This window comes from Lachnoclostridium phocaeense, assembly GCF_959599685.1.
GTDB classification, from domain to species: domain Bacteria; phylum Bacillota; class Clostridia; order Lachnospirales; family Lachnospiraceae; genus Claveliimonas; species Claveliimonas monacensis.
The window spans coordinates 1-16938 of the sequence record NZ_CAUGIN010000026.1; the positions used below are offsets into that span (position 1 = coordinate 1).

General features: G+C 53.6%; 16 protein-coding genes and 1 other RNA gene. 15 read left to right on the plus strand and 2 right to left on the minus strand.

The annotated features are described in order from the left end of the window. The coding region (gene argH / locus Q5911_RS11245) for an argininosuccinate lyase (RefSeq protein WP_303182826.1) at positions 1 to 983 on the plus strand (983 nt) is incomplete at its 5' end. Between the two features lie 22 nt (positions 984 to 1005). Next, positions 1006 to 2091 (plus strand): aspartate-semialdehyde dehydrogenase, encoded by a 1086-nt coding sequence (gene asd / locus Q5911_RS11250; protein ID WP_303182828.1) that lies wholly within the window; start codon positions 1006 to 1008, stop codon positions 2089 to 2091. A gap of 90 nt (positions 2092 to 2181) precedes the next feature. Here the strand turns inward: asd and Q5911_RS11255 are convergent, their stop codons facing one another. After that, on the minus strand, positions 2182 to 2844 hold the full coding sequence (locus tag Q5911_RS11255) for an ATP-binding protein (protein WP_303182830.1): 663 nt from the start codon (positions 2842 to 2844) through the stop codon (positions 2182 to 2184). Positions 2845 to 2949: 105 nt separating this feature from the next. On the opposite strand from Q5911_RS11255, the gene Q5911_RS11260 reads away from it, so the two are divergent. From Q5911_RS11260 to hypD, 12 genes are all read left to right on the plus strand, one after another. Beyond that, entirely contained in the window at positions 2950 to 3645 is a 696-nt protein-coding gene (locus tag Q5911_RS11260) for a Crp/Fnr family transcriptional regulator (protein ID WP_303182832.1), read from the plus strand. Positions 3646 to 3750: 105 nt separating this feature from the next. Next, on the plus strand, positions 3751 to 5859 hold the full coding sequence (gene ppk1, locus Q5911_RS11265; protein ID WP_303182834.1) for a polyphosphate kinase 1: 2109 nt from the start codon (positions 3751 to 3753) through the stop codon (positions 5857 to 5859). A gap of 60 nt (positions 5860 to 5919) precedes the next feature. Beyond that, a complete protein-coding gene (locus Q5911_RS11270; RefSeq protein WP_303182836.1) occupies positions 5920 to 8025 on the plus strand; it encodes a DNA topoisomerase in 2106 nt (701 codons plus the stop codon). Continuing rightward, positions 8022 to 8687, plus strand: coding sequence for a UDP-N-acetylglucosamine pyrophosphorylase (locus Q5911_RS11275; RefSeq protein ID WP_303182838.1), 666 nt, complete (start codon positions 8022 to 8024; stop codon positions 8685 to 8687). The genes Q5911_RS11270 and Q5911_RS11275 overlap by 4 nt, the downstream gene beginning before the upstream one ends. Before the next feature lie 28 nt (positions 8688 to 8715). Then, positions 8716 to 9120, plus strand: coding sequence for a bifunctional adenosylcobinamide kinase/adenosylcobinamide-phosphate guanylyltransferase (locus Q5911_RS11280; RefSeq protein WP_303182840.1), 405 nt, complete (start codon positions 8716 to 8718; stop codon positions 9118 to 9120). Positions 9121 to 9123: 3 nt separating this feature from the next. Beyond that, positions 9124 to 9450, plus strand: coding sequence for a bifunctional adenosylcobinamide kinase/adenosylcobinamide-phosphate guanylyltransferase (locus tag Q5911_RS11285; RefSeq protein WP_076777558.1), 327 nt, complete (start codon positions 9124 to 9126; stop codon positions 9448 to 9450). 72 nt (positions 9451 to 9522) lie between these two features. After that, positions 9523 to 9999 carry a MogA/MoaB family molybdenum cofactor biosynthesis protein gene (locus Q5911_RS11290; RefSeq protein WP_303182843.1) on the plus strand — a complete coding sequence of 159 codons (477 nt, stop codon included), beginning with the start codon at positions 9523 to 9525 and terminating at the stop codon, positions 9997 to 9999. A 7-nt stretch (positions 10000 to 10006) separates the two neighbouring features. Continuing rightward, the gene (locus tag Q5911_RS11295; RefSeq protein ID WP_331592467.1) at positions 10007 to 10723 is read left to right on the plus strand and encodes an MBL fold metallo-hydrolase; all 717 of its coding nucleotides are present in this window, start codon (positions 10007 to 10009) and stop codon (positions 10721 to 10723) included. A gap of 21 nt (positions 10724 to 10744) precedes the next feature. Further along, the gene (gene rnhA, locus Q5911_RS11300; RefSeq protein ID WP_226393945.1) at positions 10745 to 11230 is read left to right on the plus strand and encodes a ribonuclease HI; all 486 of its coding nucleotides are present in this window, start codon (positions 10745 to 10747) and stop codon (positions 11228 to 11230) included. A gap of 27 nt (positions 11231 to 11257) precedes the next feature. Beyond that, positions 11258 to 11607, plus strand: an RNA gene (gene rnpB / locus Q5911_RS11305) — RNase P RNA component class A. 296 nt (positions 11608 to 11903) lie between these two features. Next, positions 11904 to 12812, plus strand: a complete 909-nt coding sequence (locus tag Q5911_RS11310) for a trans-4-hydroxy-L-proline dehydratase activase (protein ID WP_303182846.1) — start codon at positions 11904 to 11906, stop codon at positions 12810 to 12812. 4 nt (positions 12813 to 12816) lie between these two features. Further along, complete coding sequence (gene hypD, locus Q5911_RS11315; protein ID WP_303182848.1) at positions 12817 to 15195, plus strand: trans-4-hydroxy-L-proline dehydratase; 2379 nt, start codon at positions 12817 to 12819, stop codon at positions 15193 to 15195. Positions 15196 to 15243: 48 nt separating this feature from the next. On the opposite strand, the gene Q5911_RS11320 is transcribed toward hypD, so the two are convergent. Next, positions 15244 to 15894 (minus strand): GntR family transcriptional regulator, encoded by a 651-nt coding sequence (locus tag Q5911_RS11320; RefSeq protein WP_076777553.1) that lies wholly within the window; start codon positions 15892 to 15894, stop codon positions 15244 to 15246. 169 nt (positions 15895 to 16063) lie between these two features. On the opposite strand from Q5911_RS11320, the gene proC reads away from it, so the two are divergent. After that, entirely contained in the window at positions 16064 to 16858 is a 795-nt protein-coding gene (gene proC / locus Q5911_RS11325; protein ID WP_087173031.1) for a pyrroline-5-carboxylate reductase, read from the plus strand. Positions 16859 to 16938: the final 80 nt, after the last annotated feature.

Genomic DNA, 16938 nt, shown 5'->3' on the forward strand with positions numbered 1-16938 from the left:
AGCTGCTGTTTGCCATTCTGAATACTATGGAGGAGCATACGGAGACGATCATGCACGGGTTCTACCATCTGCAGAAGGCACAGCCTATCAGAGTGGCTCACCATATGGGCGCATATTTTGAGATGTTCAAGCGAGATCACGAGAGGATGCAGGACATTTACGGCAGGATGAATACATGTCCTCTGGGATCCGGGGCGCTGGCCGGGACCACCTATCCGCTGGATCGGGATTACACCGCCAAACTCCTTGGATTTGACGGCCCTACGCTGAACAGCATGGACGGCGTGTCAGACAGGGATTACCTGATCGAGCTGCTGGCCGCCCTTTCTACAGTGATGATGCATCTGAGCCGCTTTTCCGAGGAGATGATCATCTGGAATTCCAATGAATATCAGTTTGTGGAGCTGGATGATGCCTACAGCACAGGCAGCAGCATCATGCCCCAGAAGAAAAATCCGGATATCGCAGAGCTTGTCCGCGGAAAGACCGGGCGTGTGTACGGGGCACTGATGTCTCTTCTTACTACTATGAAGGGCATTCCCCTTGCCTACAATAAAGATATGCAGGAGGACAAGGAGCTTGTCTTTGACGCCATCGATACGGCCAAGGGCTGCATCTCCCTCTTTACAGACATGCTCCGCACGACCCGCTTCAATAAGGATCGCATGGAGGCCAGCGCGAAGCACGGCTTCACCAACGCCACAGACGCGGCGGATTACCTGGTGGGAAAAGGAGTTCCCTTCCGGGATGCGCACGGTATCGTCGGGCAGCTTGTGCTCTACTGCATCGAAAGAGGCATTGCACTGGATGATATGACGCTGGAGGAGTACAGGGAGATCTCTCCCGTCTTTGGGGAGGACATCTACGATGCCATCAGCATTGACACCTGCGTCAACAGGCGGGTGACCACAGGAGCCCCGGGAAAGAAAGCTATGGAGGAAGTGATCGCCATATATAAAAAATATATGCGCGAATACTCATAAAAGGAAAAGGAGAGCAAAGGAAATGGAGAAAAAATTACGAGTTGGTATTTTAGGTGCGACAGGAATGGTGGGACAGCGTTTTATCGCTCTCCTGGAAAACCATCCCTGGTTTGAGGTGGTGACAGTGGCGGCAAGCCCCAGGTCAGCAGGCAAGACATACCAGGAGGCTGTGGGAGGCCGCTGGAAGATGGACACTCCCATGCCGGAGGCAGTGAAGGACCTGGTGGTCCTCAATGTAAACGAAGTGGAGAAGGTTGCCTCCACAGTGGATTTCGTGTTCAGCGCCGTGGATATGACCAAGGAAGAGATCAAGGCTATTGAGGAGGCTTACGCAAAGACAGACACTCCGGTTGTCTCCAACAACAGTGCGCACCGCTGGACACCGGACGTGCCCATGGTCGTGCCGGAGATCAACGCGGATCATTTTGACGTGATCAAAGACCAGAAGAAACGTCTTGGAACAGAGAAGGGCTTTATTGCTGTAAAACCGAACTGCTCCATCCAGAGCTACGCTCCCTGTCTGGCAGCATGGAAGGAATTCGGCCCGAAAGAGCTTGTGGTGACTACATACCAGGCTATCTCCGGAGCCGGAAAGACATTTAAAGACTGGCCGGAGATGGAGGGCAACATCATCCCCTACATCGGCGGCGAGGAGGAGAAGAGCGAGAAAGAGCCTCTGCGCGTTCTCGGAAAAGTGGAGAACGGACAGATCGTCATGGCAGATTCCCCGAAGATCACCTGCCAGTGCGTCCGCGTGCCGGTGCTCAACGGCCACACAGCAGCCGTGTTCATCAATTTTGAGAAAAAGCCCTCCAAGGAGGAGCTCATCGAGAAGCTGGTGACATTTAAGGGCTTCCCCCAGGAGGCGGAGCTGCCCAGTGCGCCGAAGCAGTTCATCCAGTATCTGGAGGAGGACAACCGTCCTCAGGTGACCATGGATGTGAACTACGAGAATGGCATGGGCGTTTCTATCGGACGTCTGCGGGAAGACAGCATCTATGACTACAAATTCATCGGTCTGTCCCACAATACAGTGAGAGGCGCGGCGGGCGGAGCAGTGCTCTGTGCTGAGGCGCTGACAGCCAAGGGTTATATCCAGGCAAAATAGAAGAACAGGCAAGATCCCCCGGGGCGAAGCTGCTGTGAGCTTTGGCTCCGGGGGATCTTTTGCTGTAAAAGTATGAGCTGTGAAAAGTTTCTAGTCCAGTATCCGGCCGTCTGTGGAGATGGTCACCACCTGCCAGGGGATGAATTTTCCGCTGGCCTTCAGCGCCTCCGTTGCGGCGTGCTGGATGCCGCCGCAGCAGGGCACCTCCATCCGGACGATAGTCAGGTCCCGGATGTCGTTTCCGGAGAGGATCTCGGTCAGCTTCTCCGTGTAGTCCACGCCGTCCAGCTTGGGACAGCCGATCAGCGTCACACGGCCACGGATGAAATCCTGGTGGAAGCTGGCGTAAGCGTAGGCGGTGCAGTCGGCGGCAATGAGGAGCCGGGCGCCGCTGAAATAGGGGGCGCTGACAGGAGCAAGCTTGATCTGCACCGGCCACTGGCAAAGCTGGGAAGGCTGGGGTGCCAGGCCCGGCTGAGAAGCCGCTGTGCCGGAAGCAGAGGGAGCGCCGTCACGCTTTGCGAGATGCCTTTTCACCGCCTCCTCATCGTAGGCGGCGGCCTCCCGCTCTGTGAAGGTGATGGCGCCTGTGGGGCAGGCGGGCAGACAGTCTCCCAGGCCGTCACAGTAGTCATCCCGCATCAGGCGGGCCTTACCGTTCACCATCTCAATGGCGCCCTCGTGGCAGGCCTCGGCGCAGAGTCCGCAGCCGTTGCATTTTTCTTCGTCAATGTGTATGATCTTTCGTATCATGTATTGTCCTCCTCGCTGTTTCGATAGATGTTCTTGCTTTACACGGGCAGTATAGTATAATAGAACAAAATAATCAGTTGCAAATGCAACGGAAAAGAGCGAAAAATGAAGAAATATGAAAAAATATTGTTGTCACAGCCGTTTTTTGCCGGGATCGCTGAAGAAGACATGGAGAAAGTCCTGTCCTGTCTGTCGGCAAAGATGAAGGAATATGAGAGAGGATCGGTCCTTTTCAGGCAGGGTGAGAAGATGGAACAGATGGGGATCGTCCTGGAGGGCAGTATTTCCCTGGAGAAGGAAGATTTCTGGGGAAATCGGAGCATCCTGGCGGTGGTAGAGGCCGGAGAAGTCTTCGGAGAGGTGTACGCCTGCAGGAAGGAGCGGACTTTGAACATCAATGTGACGGCTCAGTACCGGACAAAGGTGCTGCTCCTGGACCTGACGCCGGTGCTTGACAGGGGAGAAGGGGAAGGCCCGGGAAAGGAGGAAGCGCTCTATGAGAAGCTGACCGTCAATCTTGTCCACATTCTGGCAGATAAGACCTGGTCCATGGCCAGGAAGACAGAGTATCTATCCGGGCGCGGCATACGGGAGAAGGTGGAGGCCTACCTCTCTGCCCAGGCTCAGATGGCCGGAGGAGGAGATTTTATCATTCCGTTTAACCGGCAGGAGCTGGCGGATTTTCTGGCTGTTGACCGGAGTGCTCTGTCCCGGGAGCTGGGGAAAATGCGCCGGGAGGGGATACTGGATTACAGGAAAGATCATTTCCGTCTTCTGGCGGCAGACAGACTGCCGGACTGACCGGGCAGTGTGGACGGAGAAAAAGAAGACTGGATATATTTCCGGTTTACATGTATAATCTTTATGAAAGAAATTCCGTGACCGGAAAGGAGAGGCGGGAGAAAGATGAGAAAGGACATTTTAAAATACACTCAGAACAGGGAGCTGTCCTGGCTGAAGTTCAACCAGCGGGTGCTTGAGGAGGCCCAGGACCCGTCCGTGCCGCTGCTGGAGCGGATGAAGTTTGTGGCCATCTTTACCAGCAATCTGGACGAGTTTTTTATGATCCGTGTGGGAAGCCTTTTTGATATGGCGGCCACAGACCCTAAGACGGTTGACTCCAGGTCCGGCATGACGCCGGCCCAGCAGCTGGAGAAGATTTACGAGGCGGTAGCCCCCCTTTACAAAGAGAGAGATAAGACCTACGGGGAGATCAAGAAGCAGCTGCACCCCTACGGCGTGTGCGGGCTGGATTACAAAGAGCTGGAGCAGAGTGAGAAAAAGTACGTGAAAAAATATTTTAAGGAGCAGGTGCTCCCCATCCTGTCGCCTCAGATCGTGGATGCGGGGCATCCCTTTCCGCACCTGCTCAACAAGGAGCTCTATGTGACGGCCATGCTGAAGCTGGAGGGACGCAGTATGATGGGGATCGTGCCGGTGCCCAACTTTGTGTCTGATATCCTCTATCTGCCGGGGCATGATATCCGCTATATCCGGATGGAGAAGGTGATCATGGAGCATCTGGACCTTGTGTTCGGGCACTACGAGGTGTCTGAGCGGAACTATATCTGCGTCACAAGGAATGCGGATATCGCACCGGATGACGAGTCACTGGAGGTCACGGATGATTTCCGTTTTCTGATGAAGCAGACCCTGCACAAGCGCCGGAGGATGGCGGTGGTCCGGCTGGAGATAGCGGAGAAGCTGAACCAGGATATGGAGAAATATTTCTGTGAGAAATTTAATATCACAAAGAAGCAGATCTTCCGCACAAAGATGCCTATGAAGCTGGATTACATGTTTGCTATCAGCGGAAATCTGCCGGACTCCATGAAGAGGTCCCTCATCTATCATCCCTTCTCTCCGCAGCCGGGGCGCCAGGTGGAGGAGGGGAGCATGATGCGGCAGATCCGAAAGCAGGATATCCTGCTTTTCTACCCTTATGAGAGTATGGAGCCTTTCCTGCAGCTTATCAAGGAGGCGGCCTTTGACCCCTCAGTCATGACCATCAAGATCACGATCTATCGGCTGGCGAAAAAGGCCAGGCTGGTGGAGTACCTGTGCGCCGCCGCTGAGAACGGCAAGGAGGTAACCGTTCTCATTGAGCTCAGAGCACGCTTTGACGAGCAGAACAACATTGACTGGTCCGAGCGGCTGGAGGAGGCGGGATGCCGCGTCCTGTATGGATTTGAGGGGTACAAGGTGCACTCCAAGATCTGCCTGGTCACCTATCGGCAGAGAAACGAGATCCAGTATATCACTCAGATCGGAACAGGCAATTACAATGAAAAGACAGCCGCCATGTACACGGATCTGTCGCTTATGACAGCAAACCGGGAGATCGGCGAGGATGCGGCTCTCTTTTTCCAGAATATGTCCATCGGCAACCTGGACGGCATCTACCGGCATCTGATCGTATCTCCCACCTCCCTCAAGCCCAAAGTGCTGCAGCTTATGGATGAGGAGATCAAAAAGGGGCCCAGGGGACGTGTCATCATGAAAATGAATTCCCTGACAGATGTGGATTTTATTGCCAAGGTGGCGGAGGCGTCCCGGGCAGGTGTGAAGGTTGACCTTATCGTGCGGGGCATCTGCTGTATCCTGCCGGGCGTGCCGGGCTACACGGACAATCTGACCGTGTCCAGCATTGTAGGTAGATATCTGGAGCATCCCAGGATATTCTGCTTCGGAACAGGGGCGGACCAAAAGATCTACATAGGATCTGCGGATATGATGACCCGCAACACGGAGAAGCGGGTGGAGGTGGCCTGCCCGGTACTGGACGATGCGGTCCGGCGCCAGATCAGCTACTACATGGACGTGATGCTGGCGGACAACGTAAAGGCCCGGGTGCTGCAGAGCGATGGCACATACAAGAAAAAGCCCATCACAGAGCACAGGGTGAACTCCCAGGAGCGCTTTATGAAGGAGGCCGTGCACGCTGCGAGAAGTGCGGGCGCTTCCCAGAAAAAGAAAGGGCTGCGGGAGAGGATAGCCGGGCTCCTCAGGAGATAGCACCGGATATCCGGGGAGAGAATGTAATAAGGGACAAGAACAGGAGATCAGACAGCATTTATGGGAAAATCATTATACATCGCAGAAAAACCGAGCGTGGCCCAGGAGTTTGCCAGGGCCCTTCACCTCCGGACAGGCAGGCATGACGGCTATCTGGAGTCGGAGGAGGCGGTGGTGACCTGGTGCGTGGGGCATCTGGTGACCATGAGCTATCCGGAGGCCTACGATGAAAAATATAAGCGGTGGAGTCTGGAGACTCTGCCGTTTTTACCGGGGGAATTCAAGTACGAAGTGATCCCCGGGGTGGCCAAACAGTACCGCATCGTGGCTTCCCTTCTTAACCGGGAGGATGTGGAGACGATCTATGTGTGCACTGACTCCGGGCGGGAGGGAGAGTACATCTACCGGCTTGTGGAGCAGATGGCGGGCGTGAAAGGAAAGGAGCGCCGCAGGGTGTGGATCGACTCCCAGACCGAGGAGGAAATCCTGCGGGGGATCCGGGAGGCAAAGGATCTGTCCGCCTACGACAATCTGTCTTCCTCCGCCTACCTGCGGGCCAAGGAGGACTACCTGATGGGGATCAATTTCTCCCGCCTGCTCACCTTAAAGTACGGAAACAGCATTTCCAACTACCTGCGGACTAAATATGCGGTCATTTCCGTGGGCCGGGTCATGACCTGTGTCCAGGGTATGGTGGTGCGCAGGGAGCGGGAGATCCGGGAGTTTGTGGAGACGCCCTTCTACCGGGTGGTCAGCACGATCCCTGTCGGAGAAGGCGGTGAGACCCAGGGGCCATCCCCGGAGCTTACGTTTGAGGGAGAGTGGCGTGCGGTGGAGGGCTCCAGGTATTTTGCCTCCCCCTGCCTCTACAAGGAAAACGGATTTAAGGAGAAAGAGAAGGCCCAGGAACTGATCGACCATCTACGCGGAGAAGATGACAGGCTGACCTGCAAGATCCTCTCTATTGAGAAAAAGAAGGAAAAAAAGAATCCGCCTCTTCTCTATAACCTGGCGGAGCTGCAGAACGAGTGTTCCAAAAGGTTCAAGATCAGCCCGGATGAGACCCTGCGCATTGTGCAGGAGCTGTACGAGAAGAAGCTGGTCACCTATCCAAGGACAGATGCCAGGGTGCTCTCCACCGCGGTGGCAAAGGAAATTAGCAAAAATCTCAACGGACTGATGAAATACAGCCCGGCGGTTCCCTTTTTAAATGAGATCGCCTCCATGGGCACCCACAAGGGACTGGCAAAGACCCGGTACGTCAATGACAAGCAGATCACAGACCACTATGCCATCATTCCCACCGGGCAGGGGTTCTCTGCGCTGAACAGTGTGGCGCACACGGCAAAAGAAGTGTATGATGTAATTGTGCGCAGATTTCTCGGCATTTTTTATCCTGCGGCTGTGTACCAGAAGGTATCCATTGTAACAGGCATGAGGGAGGAGCAGTTTTTTTCCAGCTTCCGCGTGCTGGCGGAAGAAGGGTACCTGAAAGTGGCGGGTATCCCGGGACAGAAAAGGGGAAAGCAGGAGGAGACAGCCGGGGAGGCAAACGGAGAGGCAAACGACAGCGCTGACTCCGGAAAGGATGATCCGGCAGCTCTCTTTGCAGCGGTGAAGAGCCTGAAAAAAGGCATGACCCTTCCAGTGTCCTCCCTGGACATCAAGGAGGGAAAGACCTCCCCGCCCAAGCGGTACAATTCCGGGTCTCTCATCCTGGCCATGGAGAATGCCGGGCAGCTCATTGAGGACGAGGAGCTGCGGGAACAGATCAAAAGCTGCGGCATCGGCACCAGCGCCACGAGAGGCGAGATACTGAAAAAACTGTTTAACAACAAGTATCTGGCACTGAACAAGAAGACCCAGATCGTGACCCCCACCCTCCAGGGGGAGATGATCTACGATGTGGTGGATCATTCCATCCGCTCTCTCCTCAACCCGGAGCTGACAGCCAGCTGGGAGAAAGGGCTGAACTATGTGGCGGAAGGGGAGATCACATCGGAGGAATACATGGAGAAGCTGGAGCATTTTATTAAGACAAGGACAGACGGAGTCCTGGGGCTTAACAACCAGTATCAGTTAAGAAGCTGCTACGACAGGGCAGCTGCATTTTATAAAACAAAAAATAAAAAGCCGGAAGGCGGAAATGGAGCGAAGAAAAAATGAAAGAACTGACCATCAAAGAACTCTATACACTGGACGAGACCATCGCGAAGGGCATTTTCGAGGGAGCTACCTATCCCTGGGAGGTGCTGCCGAAGATCAAGGACTTTATCCTGGAGCTTGGCAAGAGCCTTCCCGAAGACGAGTACGACAAGGTGGGAGAGGATGTCTGGATCGCAAAATCTGCAAAAGTATTTGAATCCGCCTACATCCACGGGCCTGCCATCATCGGAAAGGACGCAGAGGTGCGCCACTGCGCTTTCATCCGGGGTAACGCCATCGTGGGCGAGGGGGCTGTGGTTGGAAATTCCACAGAGCTGAAAAATGTGATCCTTTTCAACAAGGTGCAGGTGCCCCACTACAACTATGTGGGCGACTCTATCCTGGGATACAAGGCACACATGGGCGCCGGCTCCATCACTTCCAATGTAAAGTCAGATAAAAAACTGGTGGTGGTGAAGACACCGGAGGGAAATATGGAGACCGGGCTTAAGAAATTCGGCGCCATGCTGGGCGACGAAGTGGAGGTTGGCTGCGGCACAGTCCTGAACCCGGGCAGCGTGGTGGGAAGCCACAGCAACATCTATCCGCTCTCCTCTGTGAGAGGCTTTGTCCCGGCGGGAAGCATTTACAAGAAGCAGGGCGAGGTTGTAGAGAAACAGTAAACAGAAAGTGCAGAAGAGGTGGAGTAGTATGTTTTTGCTGATCACAGGCGGAAGCGCAAGCGGAAAGTCCTGGATCGCGCAGGAATTTGCGGGGAAAATGGATAAAGAGCAGTCCACTGTTGTGCTGGACTGTGTGGCGGAGACGCTGACAGAGAAGATCCGGGCATACCAGGGGGAGATCCTTCCTCAGCAGCAGATCGTGGAGGAAATCCTTTCAGAAATCCATGCGCTGGGGGAGCAGACGGACAATCTGATCGTTGTGACAAACCAGGTGTTTTCTGATGTGCCGGGGACAGATGAGGAGCGGAAATTCCTGGAATGTCTCGGACAGATCAACCAGACGCTGGCGAAAGAGGCGGATCTTTTCGTGGAGGTGGTCTACGGCATCCCCATCTGGAGAAAACAGCAGGATGAAAAGAAAGGTTGGTGGTAAGACATGATTTTCATAACAGGCGGAAGCTGTCAGGGCAAGGTGGCCTTTGCAAAGGAGCAGTTTCCGGATCGCATCCTTATGCCTGCCTATCAGTTTTCCGTGGAAAAATATGTAAAAGAGGGCAAGGACCCGGTGGAACAGACAGAGGCCATGTTGCAAATGAACCCGGAAGTTGTTATTATTATGAGTGAAATGGGATGCGGCATGACTCCAGGGAAAGCGGAAGACCGGATCCTTAGGGAACAGGTTGGCCGGGTAGGGTGCTATCTGGCGGACATGGCAGACAAGGTGTACCGGGTGACGGCCGGCATCGGTGAACGCATCAAATAAAAGAGACAGGCAGGAACTTTTGGTGTATCATGGAAAGCCTGTGTACAAAAGAAAGGTTTATGGAGGTACAAGATGAGAGTTGCGATTATAACAGCGAATACGGCAGCATACAGAGAAAAAGAGGAAGATGCCGCAGGAAAAGTGATAAAGAAGCTGATCGAGCAGGCGGGACACACGATCGTGTTCCAGAAAGCCCTTCCCTGTGACAGGACTGTCCTCTCCACTGTTATGCAGAGGATGGCGGACGGACATCTGACCGACCTGATCCTGACAACAGGCGGAGCGGGCTGCAATGCCGGAGACTGCACGCCAGAGGCCACCATGGATGTGGTGGAGCGGCCGGTCCTTGGTATACCGGAGGCCATGCGCGCGTACACGATGAAGCTGACAAAAAGATCTATGCTCAACAGGAGCGCTGCCGGGATCAGGGGAGATGTCCTGATCGTCAATCTTCCCGGAAAAGCAGGGGCTGTTAAGCAGTGCCTTGAATATCTGCTTCCGGAGATTACCCACGCGGTGGAAGTGATCCAGAAGGCACCCCAGGAGTAATTTTGCAATGAGTATGAAGGTTACTTATATCCAGCACAGCGGCTTCGCGGTGGAGATGGAGGATAAGGTTCTGATTTTTGACTACTACAGAGGAGAGCTTCCTGCTTTTGGCCGTGACAGGGATGTGTACGTTTTTGTGAGCCACAAACATTACGATCACTACCAGCGATCTATTTTTACGTGGACAGGAAAATTTCCCCGCATCACCTACATTTTGTCCAGTGATGTGGAGGAAGCGGTGCCTTCTTCTGTTCCAAAAAACAATATGTACTTCATGGAGCCGGGAGAGACATTGCAGATCGAGTCCGGGGAGAGTGAGCTTCTTATAGAGACACTCAGATCCACAGATGAGGGCGTTGCCTTTGTGGTGAAAACAGCGGGGCATACGATTTATCATGCGGGGGATCTGAACTGGTGGCACTGGGAGGAAGAGACGGATACCTACAACCGTTTTATGAAAGAGGCTTACCAAAAGGAGATCGGGATGCTGGAGGGGATGCATATAGATGCGGCCTTTGTCCCTCTGGATCCAAGGCTGGACAGAGAGTATTACTGGGGGCTGGACTGGTTTATGCGCCACACAGACACAGATGTTGTGTTCCCCATGCATATGCAGGACCAGTATGATCTGTACGACCGTCTGATGGAGGAGGAATCTGCCCTGGATTATAAAACCAGGGTGGCTCACATCACCCGGGAGGGGCAGAGCTTTGAGCTGGATTAAAGAACAGGAGCTTACAATTTTATGCAGGTAAAGATTTATACAGATGGGGCGGCAAGAGGCAACCCGGACGGGCCGGGGGGATACGGTGCCGTCCTTGAATATGTGGATACAAAGGGACAGCTCCACACAAAGGAGCTGTCCCAGGGATATAAGAAGACAACCAACAACCGGATGGAGCTGATGGCAGTGATCGCGGCGCTGGAGGCGCTGAACAGGCCCTGCAGCGTGGAACTCTACTCAGACTCCAAGTATGTGGTGGATGCCTTCAACCAGAACTGGATCGGCGGCTGGTTGAAAAAGGGATGGAAGAGAGGCAAGAATGAGCCGGTGAAGAATGTGGATCTGTGGAAGCGGCTTCTCCAGGCAAAAGAGCCTCACCAGGTGCGGTTCATCTGGGTGAAGGGCCATGACGGCCATCCCCAGAATGAGAGATGCGATACCCTTGCCACCGCAGCGGCAGACGGAGATGACCTGATCGAGGACACAGGACTTGCCATAAATTCATAATTGTGATAAAATCGAAAACCGTGAGACCAGGTATGACAGGTAATCGCGGCTGCATACGCCGAAAGGCAGCAGGTGAGGAAAGTCCGGGCTTCACAGGGCAGGATGCCGGATAACGTCCGGTGGAGGCAACTCCAAGGCCAGTGCAACAGAAATGTACCGCCGGGATCTTCCCGGTAAGGGTGGAAGGGCAGTGTAAGAGACTACCGCCCTCCTGGTAACAGGAGGGGCACATGTAAACCCCATCCGAAGCAAGACCGGAACGAGACAATGCGGCGGCCCGCCGCGTCTCAGGTTGGTCGCTTGAGCCTGCCGGCAACGGCAGGCCTAGATAGATGATTACCCAACGACATAACCCGGCTTATCGTCATGCCTGGTTTCACACAATTACGACAATTGTGAATTCGGGACGTAATACTTTTTAAAAGTATTACGTCCCGAATTCATATAACTGGTGTGCAAATGTGTATGAACATGCGAAAAAAGACTGCATTGGCAGTCTTTTTTTTGTACAAAATATACAATACACTATGATACAAATTTCACAAAATTTGCCGCTGGATTATGGAAAAGATGCCGATTGACAAAAATATAACAACACGATATATTTAAATCAAAGATTAGACTATAGTTCAAACGATAGTTTATGCTGTGGAAGCATGTACAGGAGAATGCGATGAAAAATATAACCAACATACAAAAGTTTTCCATTCATGACGGTGACGGGATACGGACTACCGTGTTTTTTAAGGGATGTCCGCTGAAATGTGAATGGTGCCATAACCCGGAGACCCAGCGGTTTGAAAGAGAGATGCAGGTAGACCGGGAAAAATGCACAGGGTGCGGCACCTGTCAGGCGGTCTGTCCGGCGGGCGCGGTACATATGGAGGACGGGCATCCTGTCCTCGATGCGGCGGCCTGCACGCTCTGCGGGAAATGCGTGAATTTCTGCCCGGCAGGGCTCCGGGAGATCGTGGGGCAGGAGTATCCCGTCAGAGAGCTGGTGCGGGAGCTGATGAAGGACCAGATGTTCTACGAGGAGTCCGGCGGCGGGGTGACCTTTTCCGGCGGAGAGGTCATGGCCATGGATATGGATTTTGTCCTTGCAGTGGCCAGAGAGCTGAAGAAGCAGGGCGTGACCCTCACCATTGACACCTGCGGCTATGTACCTTATGAGAGATTTCAGATGCTCCTTCCCTATGTGGACACCTTCCTCTACGATGTGAAGGTGATGGATCCGGAGCTCCATAAAAAATATATCGGTACGGACAACAGTCTTATCCTTGACAATCTGGTCCGCCTTGCGCGGGACGGGGCGAGGATTTACATCCGCATTCCCACAGTGAAGGAAGTAAATGGGAATGAACAGAACATGAGGGAGACCATCGCGTTTCTCCAGGAATACGATATCCATCCGGCACAGGTCAATCTGCTGCCCTACCACGATACGGGGAGCGGTAAGTACAGAAAGCTGGATATGGAATATAAAGGCACCGACCTGCACGCGCCGGAAAGAGAAGAGATGGAGGCGCTGGCCGCTCTTTTCGTTGATGCAGGTTTCAAAAACACGAAAATAGGAGGGTAAGAAAATGGCAAAACTGCGGGGTATGAATGAGAGGATCCAGAAGCTCAGAGAAATCAGTGTGAACACGCCTGTACACATTGATCTGGAGAGGGCGAAGATCGAGACGGATTTTTACAAGGAGAATGATGGAAAATATTCCATACCGGTCATGAGGGCCATGACTCTGAAGGAATATTTTTCCAAGAAGACGCTGTATCTTGGGGACGGGGAGCTGATCGTCGGGGAGAAGGGCAAGGACCCCCAGGCGTCCCCCACATTCCCGGAGTTGTGCTGCCACAGTGAGGAGGATATGGTTGTCATGAGCGAGAGGGAGCTTGTGTCCTTCAAGACAACGGAGGAGGACAGAAAGCTCCAGAGGGAGGAGATCATCCCCTACTGGACGGGGCGCAGCATGAGAGAGAAGCTCCTCTCCAGGATGACACCGGAGTGGCATGACTGCTACGAGGCGGGCATGTTCACTGAGTTTATGGAGCAGAGAGGCCCGGGGCACACCTGCGGCGGCGAGCAGGTGTTCACTACCGGCTATATGGAGTATAAAGAGAAGATCCAAAAGACAATGGACGGCCTGGACTACATGAACGATCCGGATGCTGTGGATAAATGCGAGGAGCTGAAGGCTATGGACATTGCCTGTGACGCTGTCATCATCCTGGGCGAGCGCTACCACAGCCTGGCTCTTGAGATGGCGGAAAAGGAAGCGGATGAGACGAGGAAGTCCGAGCTCCTTCAGATTGCTGCCAACCTGGAGGTCGTACCTGCGCACAGGCCTCAGACATACTGGCAGGCGATCCAGCTCTACTGGTTCACCCACCTTGCAGTCACCACAGAGCTGAACCCCTGGGACGCTTTCAGTCCGGGAAGACTGGACCAGCACCTGTATCCCTACTATGAGAGGGATGTGGAGGCCGGCATCCTGGACGATGAGAAGGCACTGGAGTTGCTGGAGTGCCTGTGGGTGAAATTCTACAACCAGCCGGCGCCTGTAAAGGTGGGCATCACGCTGAAGGAAAGCGCCACATACACCGATTTTGCCAATATCAACACAGGTGGAGTGACGCCGGACGGGCGCAACGGGGTGAACAATGTCAGCTACCTGATCCTGGACTGCATGGATGAGATGAAGCTGGTGCAGCCTAACTCCAACGTGACCATCAGCAAGAAGACGCCCGCTAAATTCCTGAAGAGAGCCTGCGAGATTTCAAGGAAGGGCTGGGGGCAGCCTGCCTTCTACAACACGGAGGCCCAGATCATGGAGCTGGTCAATGCCGGCAAAAAGCTGGAGGACGCCAGAAGGGGCGGCTCCTCGGGGTGTGTGGAGACAGGCGCGTGGGGAAGCGAGGCCTACATCCTGACAGGATACCTGAACATCCCCAAGGTATTCCAGCTCACACTGTTCAATGGATTTGACCAGTACAGCGGAAAGCAGATCGGACTCAAGCTGGGGTATGCGAAGGATTTCAAGACGTACGATGAGCTCTGGGATGCCTTCAGGAAGCAGCTGGAGTATATTGTTGACGTGAAGATACGCGGAAATAATGTGATAGAGAAGCTGTATGCGAAGGAGATGCCAGCTCCCTGTCTGTCTGTGGTGACAAACGACTGTATATCCAACGCAAAGGACTACAATGCAGGCGGCGCCAGATACAACACAAACTATATCCAGGGTGTGGGCATCGGAACGGTGACAGACTGCCTGACAGCTGTAAAATACAATGTCTATGACAAGAAAAACTTTACCATGGAAGAGCTGATCGATGCCATGGAGCACAACTATGAGGGATATGACGCCATCTACCGCATGGTCCATGACAGGACGCCGAAATATGGCAATGACGATGATTATGCGGACGGTATCATGCAGGATGTGTTTGAACTCTACAGGAGCACCATCACGGGGCGCCCGAACATGAAGGGCGGAAAGTACGGTGTGGATATGCTGCCTACCACCTGCCACGTGTACTTCGGAGACGTGATCCTGGCAACGCCAAATGGAAGAAAGGCCCATCAGCCTGTTTCAGAGGGGATTTCGCCGGAGAAATCCGCAGACACAAACGGTCCCACAGCTGTGATCAAATCCTGCTCCAAGATGGACCATCTGGCGACTGCCGGCACACTTCTGAACCAGAAGTTCACGCCTGATGTGGTGGCGGGAGAGGAAGGGCTGAACAACATGGCCAGCCTGATACGGTCCTACTTTGCGATGGACGGACACCATATCCAGTTTAATGTGGTGGACCGCCAGACACTCATCAACGCCCAGAAGCATCCGGAAGACTACAAGGACCTGATCGTCCGCGTGGCCGGATACAGCGATTTCTTCCGCAACCTGGACAAACCGCTCCAGGATGAGATCATCAACCGCACGGAGCAGTCCTTTCAGTAAATAGAATGAGAAAGCAGCGCCTGGACCACAGCGGCCAGGCGCATTTCTTTAAAGATATTCCTGAAGGGAACAGTCCATGCCGGTTGTAAAGTGGTCGTCCCGGAGGATGGCGTAGGCGTTCTCGTAATCCCCGGCGCGCATGAGCTCCACCATCCTCTTCAGGTTTTCATTGGTGCGGTCTATGTCCATGCCGTTCCTGACAGAGAACTGGCCCATGCGGATCAGCTCGGACAGGTTGTTCTCATATATCCTGTCAACGCGGCTGTTTTCCAGAATGCTGATGATCTCCATGTGCATGGCTGTGTCGGCTACCTCCCAGGCATAAGTGTCGGAGGCTGCGGCGCACATGCGGACCACCTTCTCCTCGATGCGGTAGGAGTACTCTTCGTTCCTGCCGGAGGTGAAGATGAGGCGGAAGGCGGCGCCCTCCAGCAGCTCCCGCAGCTGGTAGATCTCCCGGATGTCCTTTTCCGTTATCTCTTTTACAGTCATGGATTTGTAGTAGTCCGTGACGATGAGTCCCTCTGTCTGCAGCATCCGGATGGCTGTGCGGACAGGGCTGCGGCTCATGCCCAGGTCCCGGGCCAGCCGGCTCTCTGTCAGAGTCATGCCCGGAGGGTAGGTCATATTCAGGATATTTGTCTTGATCGTCTCATAGGCCTGGTCGGCGAGAGAGACATTCTTTTCTTTCTGCGGCATGAAACACACTCCTTGCGTATGAAGATAAATTTGTATACAAATTATAACGTGAAAAAAAGCGGCAGGCAATACCTCTTTTTCTTGACAGGAAGAAGGACGGATGGTATATTATAAACAAAGTTGTATACAAAATATAAAAATGTATACAAAAAAAGAGGAGGATAAGCAGATGAAACTTGGATTTATTGGAACGGGAAATATGGCCACAGCCATGATGGGCGGAATCATTGAAAATCACATTGCGGCGCCGGAGGAGATTATTGGAGCAGACCCCTTTGCGCCAGGGCGGGAGAGAGTAAAAGAAAAGTACGGTATCCGTGTGACCGGGGACAACAATGAGGTCGTAAAAAATGCGGAGGTTGTCATCCTCTCTGTAAAGCCCCAGTTTTATGCGGACGTGATCGCGGGTATCAGAGACAGTGTGACGGACAGTCATCTGATCATCACCATCGCGCCGGGAAAGACTCTTGCCTGGCTGGCGGAGCAGTTCCAGAAGCCGGTGAAGATCGTGCGCACCATGCCAAACACGCCTGCCATGGTGGGAGAGGGAATGACAGGAGCCTGCAAAAACGCTTATGTGACAGACGGGGATATGGAGAAGGCGCTGTCCATTTTAAATGGCTTTGGAAAAGCGGAACTGGTTCCCGAGCACATGATGGATGCGGTCGTGGCAGTCAGCGGAAGCTCACCGGCCTATGTGTTCATGCTGATCGAGGCCATGGCAGACGCAGCTGTATCCGGCGGTATTCCGAGAAATCAAGCGTATAAATTCGCCGCACAGGCAGTGCTGGGAAGCGCGAAGATGGTGCTTGAGACCGGCAGGCATCCGGGAGAGCTGAAGGATATGGTGTGCTCACCGGCCGGGACGACCATCGAGTCCGTTCGGGTACTGGAGGAAAAAGGCTTCAGGAGCGCTGTCATCGAGGCGATGAAAAAATGCGAGGAGATATCTAAAAGTCTTTAAGAGCGAACAGGGACACAGGGGCAGAGGTTTTCATTTTCCTCTGTCCTTTTTTGTGCTAAAATATAAGAAGCATATCAACT

Coding starts and splice junctions, on each gene's coding strand:
- Q5911_RS11275 (WP_303182838.1), top strand. CDS start 8,022: ATGAAAGAACTGACCATCAAAGAACTCTATACACTGGACGAGACCATC.
- Q5911_RS11285 (WP_076777558.1), top strand. CDS start 9,124: ATGATTTTCATAACAGGCGGAAGCTGTCAGGGCAAGGTGGCCTTTGCA.
- Q5911_RS11310 (WP_303182846.1), top strand. CDS start 11,904: ATGAAAAATATAACCAACATACAAAAGTTTTCCATTCATGACGGTGAC.
- Q5911_RS11260 (WP_303182832.1), top strand. CDS start 2,950: ATGAAGAAATATGAAAAAATATTGTTGTCACAGCCGTTTTTTGCCGGG.
- ppk1 (WP_303182834.1), top strand. CDS start 3,751: ATGAGAAAGGACATTTTAAAATACACTCAGAACAGGGAGCTGTCCTGG.
- proC (WP_087173031.1), top strand. CDS start 16,064: ATGAAACTTGGATTTATTGGAACGGGAAATATGGCCACAGCCATGATG.
- Q5911_RS11255 (WP_303182830.1), bottom strand. CDS start 2,844: ATGATACGAAAGATCATACACATTGACGAAGAAAAATGCAACGGCTGC.
- hypD (WP_303182848.1), top strand. CDS start 12,817: ATGGCAAAACTGCGGGGTATGAATGAGAGGATCCAGAAGCTCAGAGAA.
- rnhA (WP_226393945.1), top strand. CDS start 10,745: ATGCAGGTAAAGATTTATACAGATGGGGCGGCAAGAGGCAACCCGGAC.
- Q5911_RS11290 (WP_303182843.1), top strand. CDS start 9,523: ATGAGAGTTGCGATTATAACAGCGAATACGGCAGCATACAGAGAAAAA.
- Q5911_RS11320 (WP_076777553.1), bottom strand. CDS start 15,894: ATGCCGCAGAAAGAAAAGAATGTCTCTCTCGCCGACCAGGCCTATGAG.
- Q5911_RS11295 (WP_331592467.1), top strand. CDS start 10,007: ATGAGTATGAAGGTTACTTATATCCAGCACAGCGGCTTCGCGGTGGAG.
- Q5911_RS11280 (WP_303182840.1), top strand. CDS start 8,716: ATGTTTTTGCTGATCACAGGCGGAAGCGCAAGCGGAAAGTCCTGGATC.
- asd (WP_303182828.1), top strand. CDS start 1,006: ATGGAGAAAAAATTACGAGTTGGTATTTTAGGTGCGACAGGAATGGTG.
- Q5911_RS11270 (WP_303182836.1), top strand. CDS start 5,920: ATGGGAAAATCATTATACATCGCAGAAAAACCGAGCGTGGCCCAGGAG.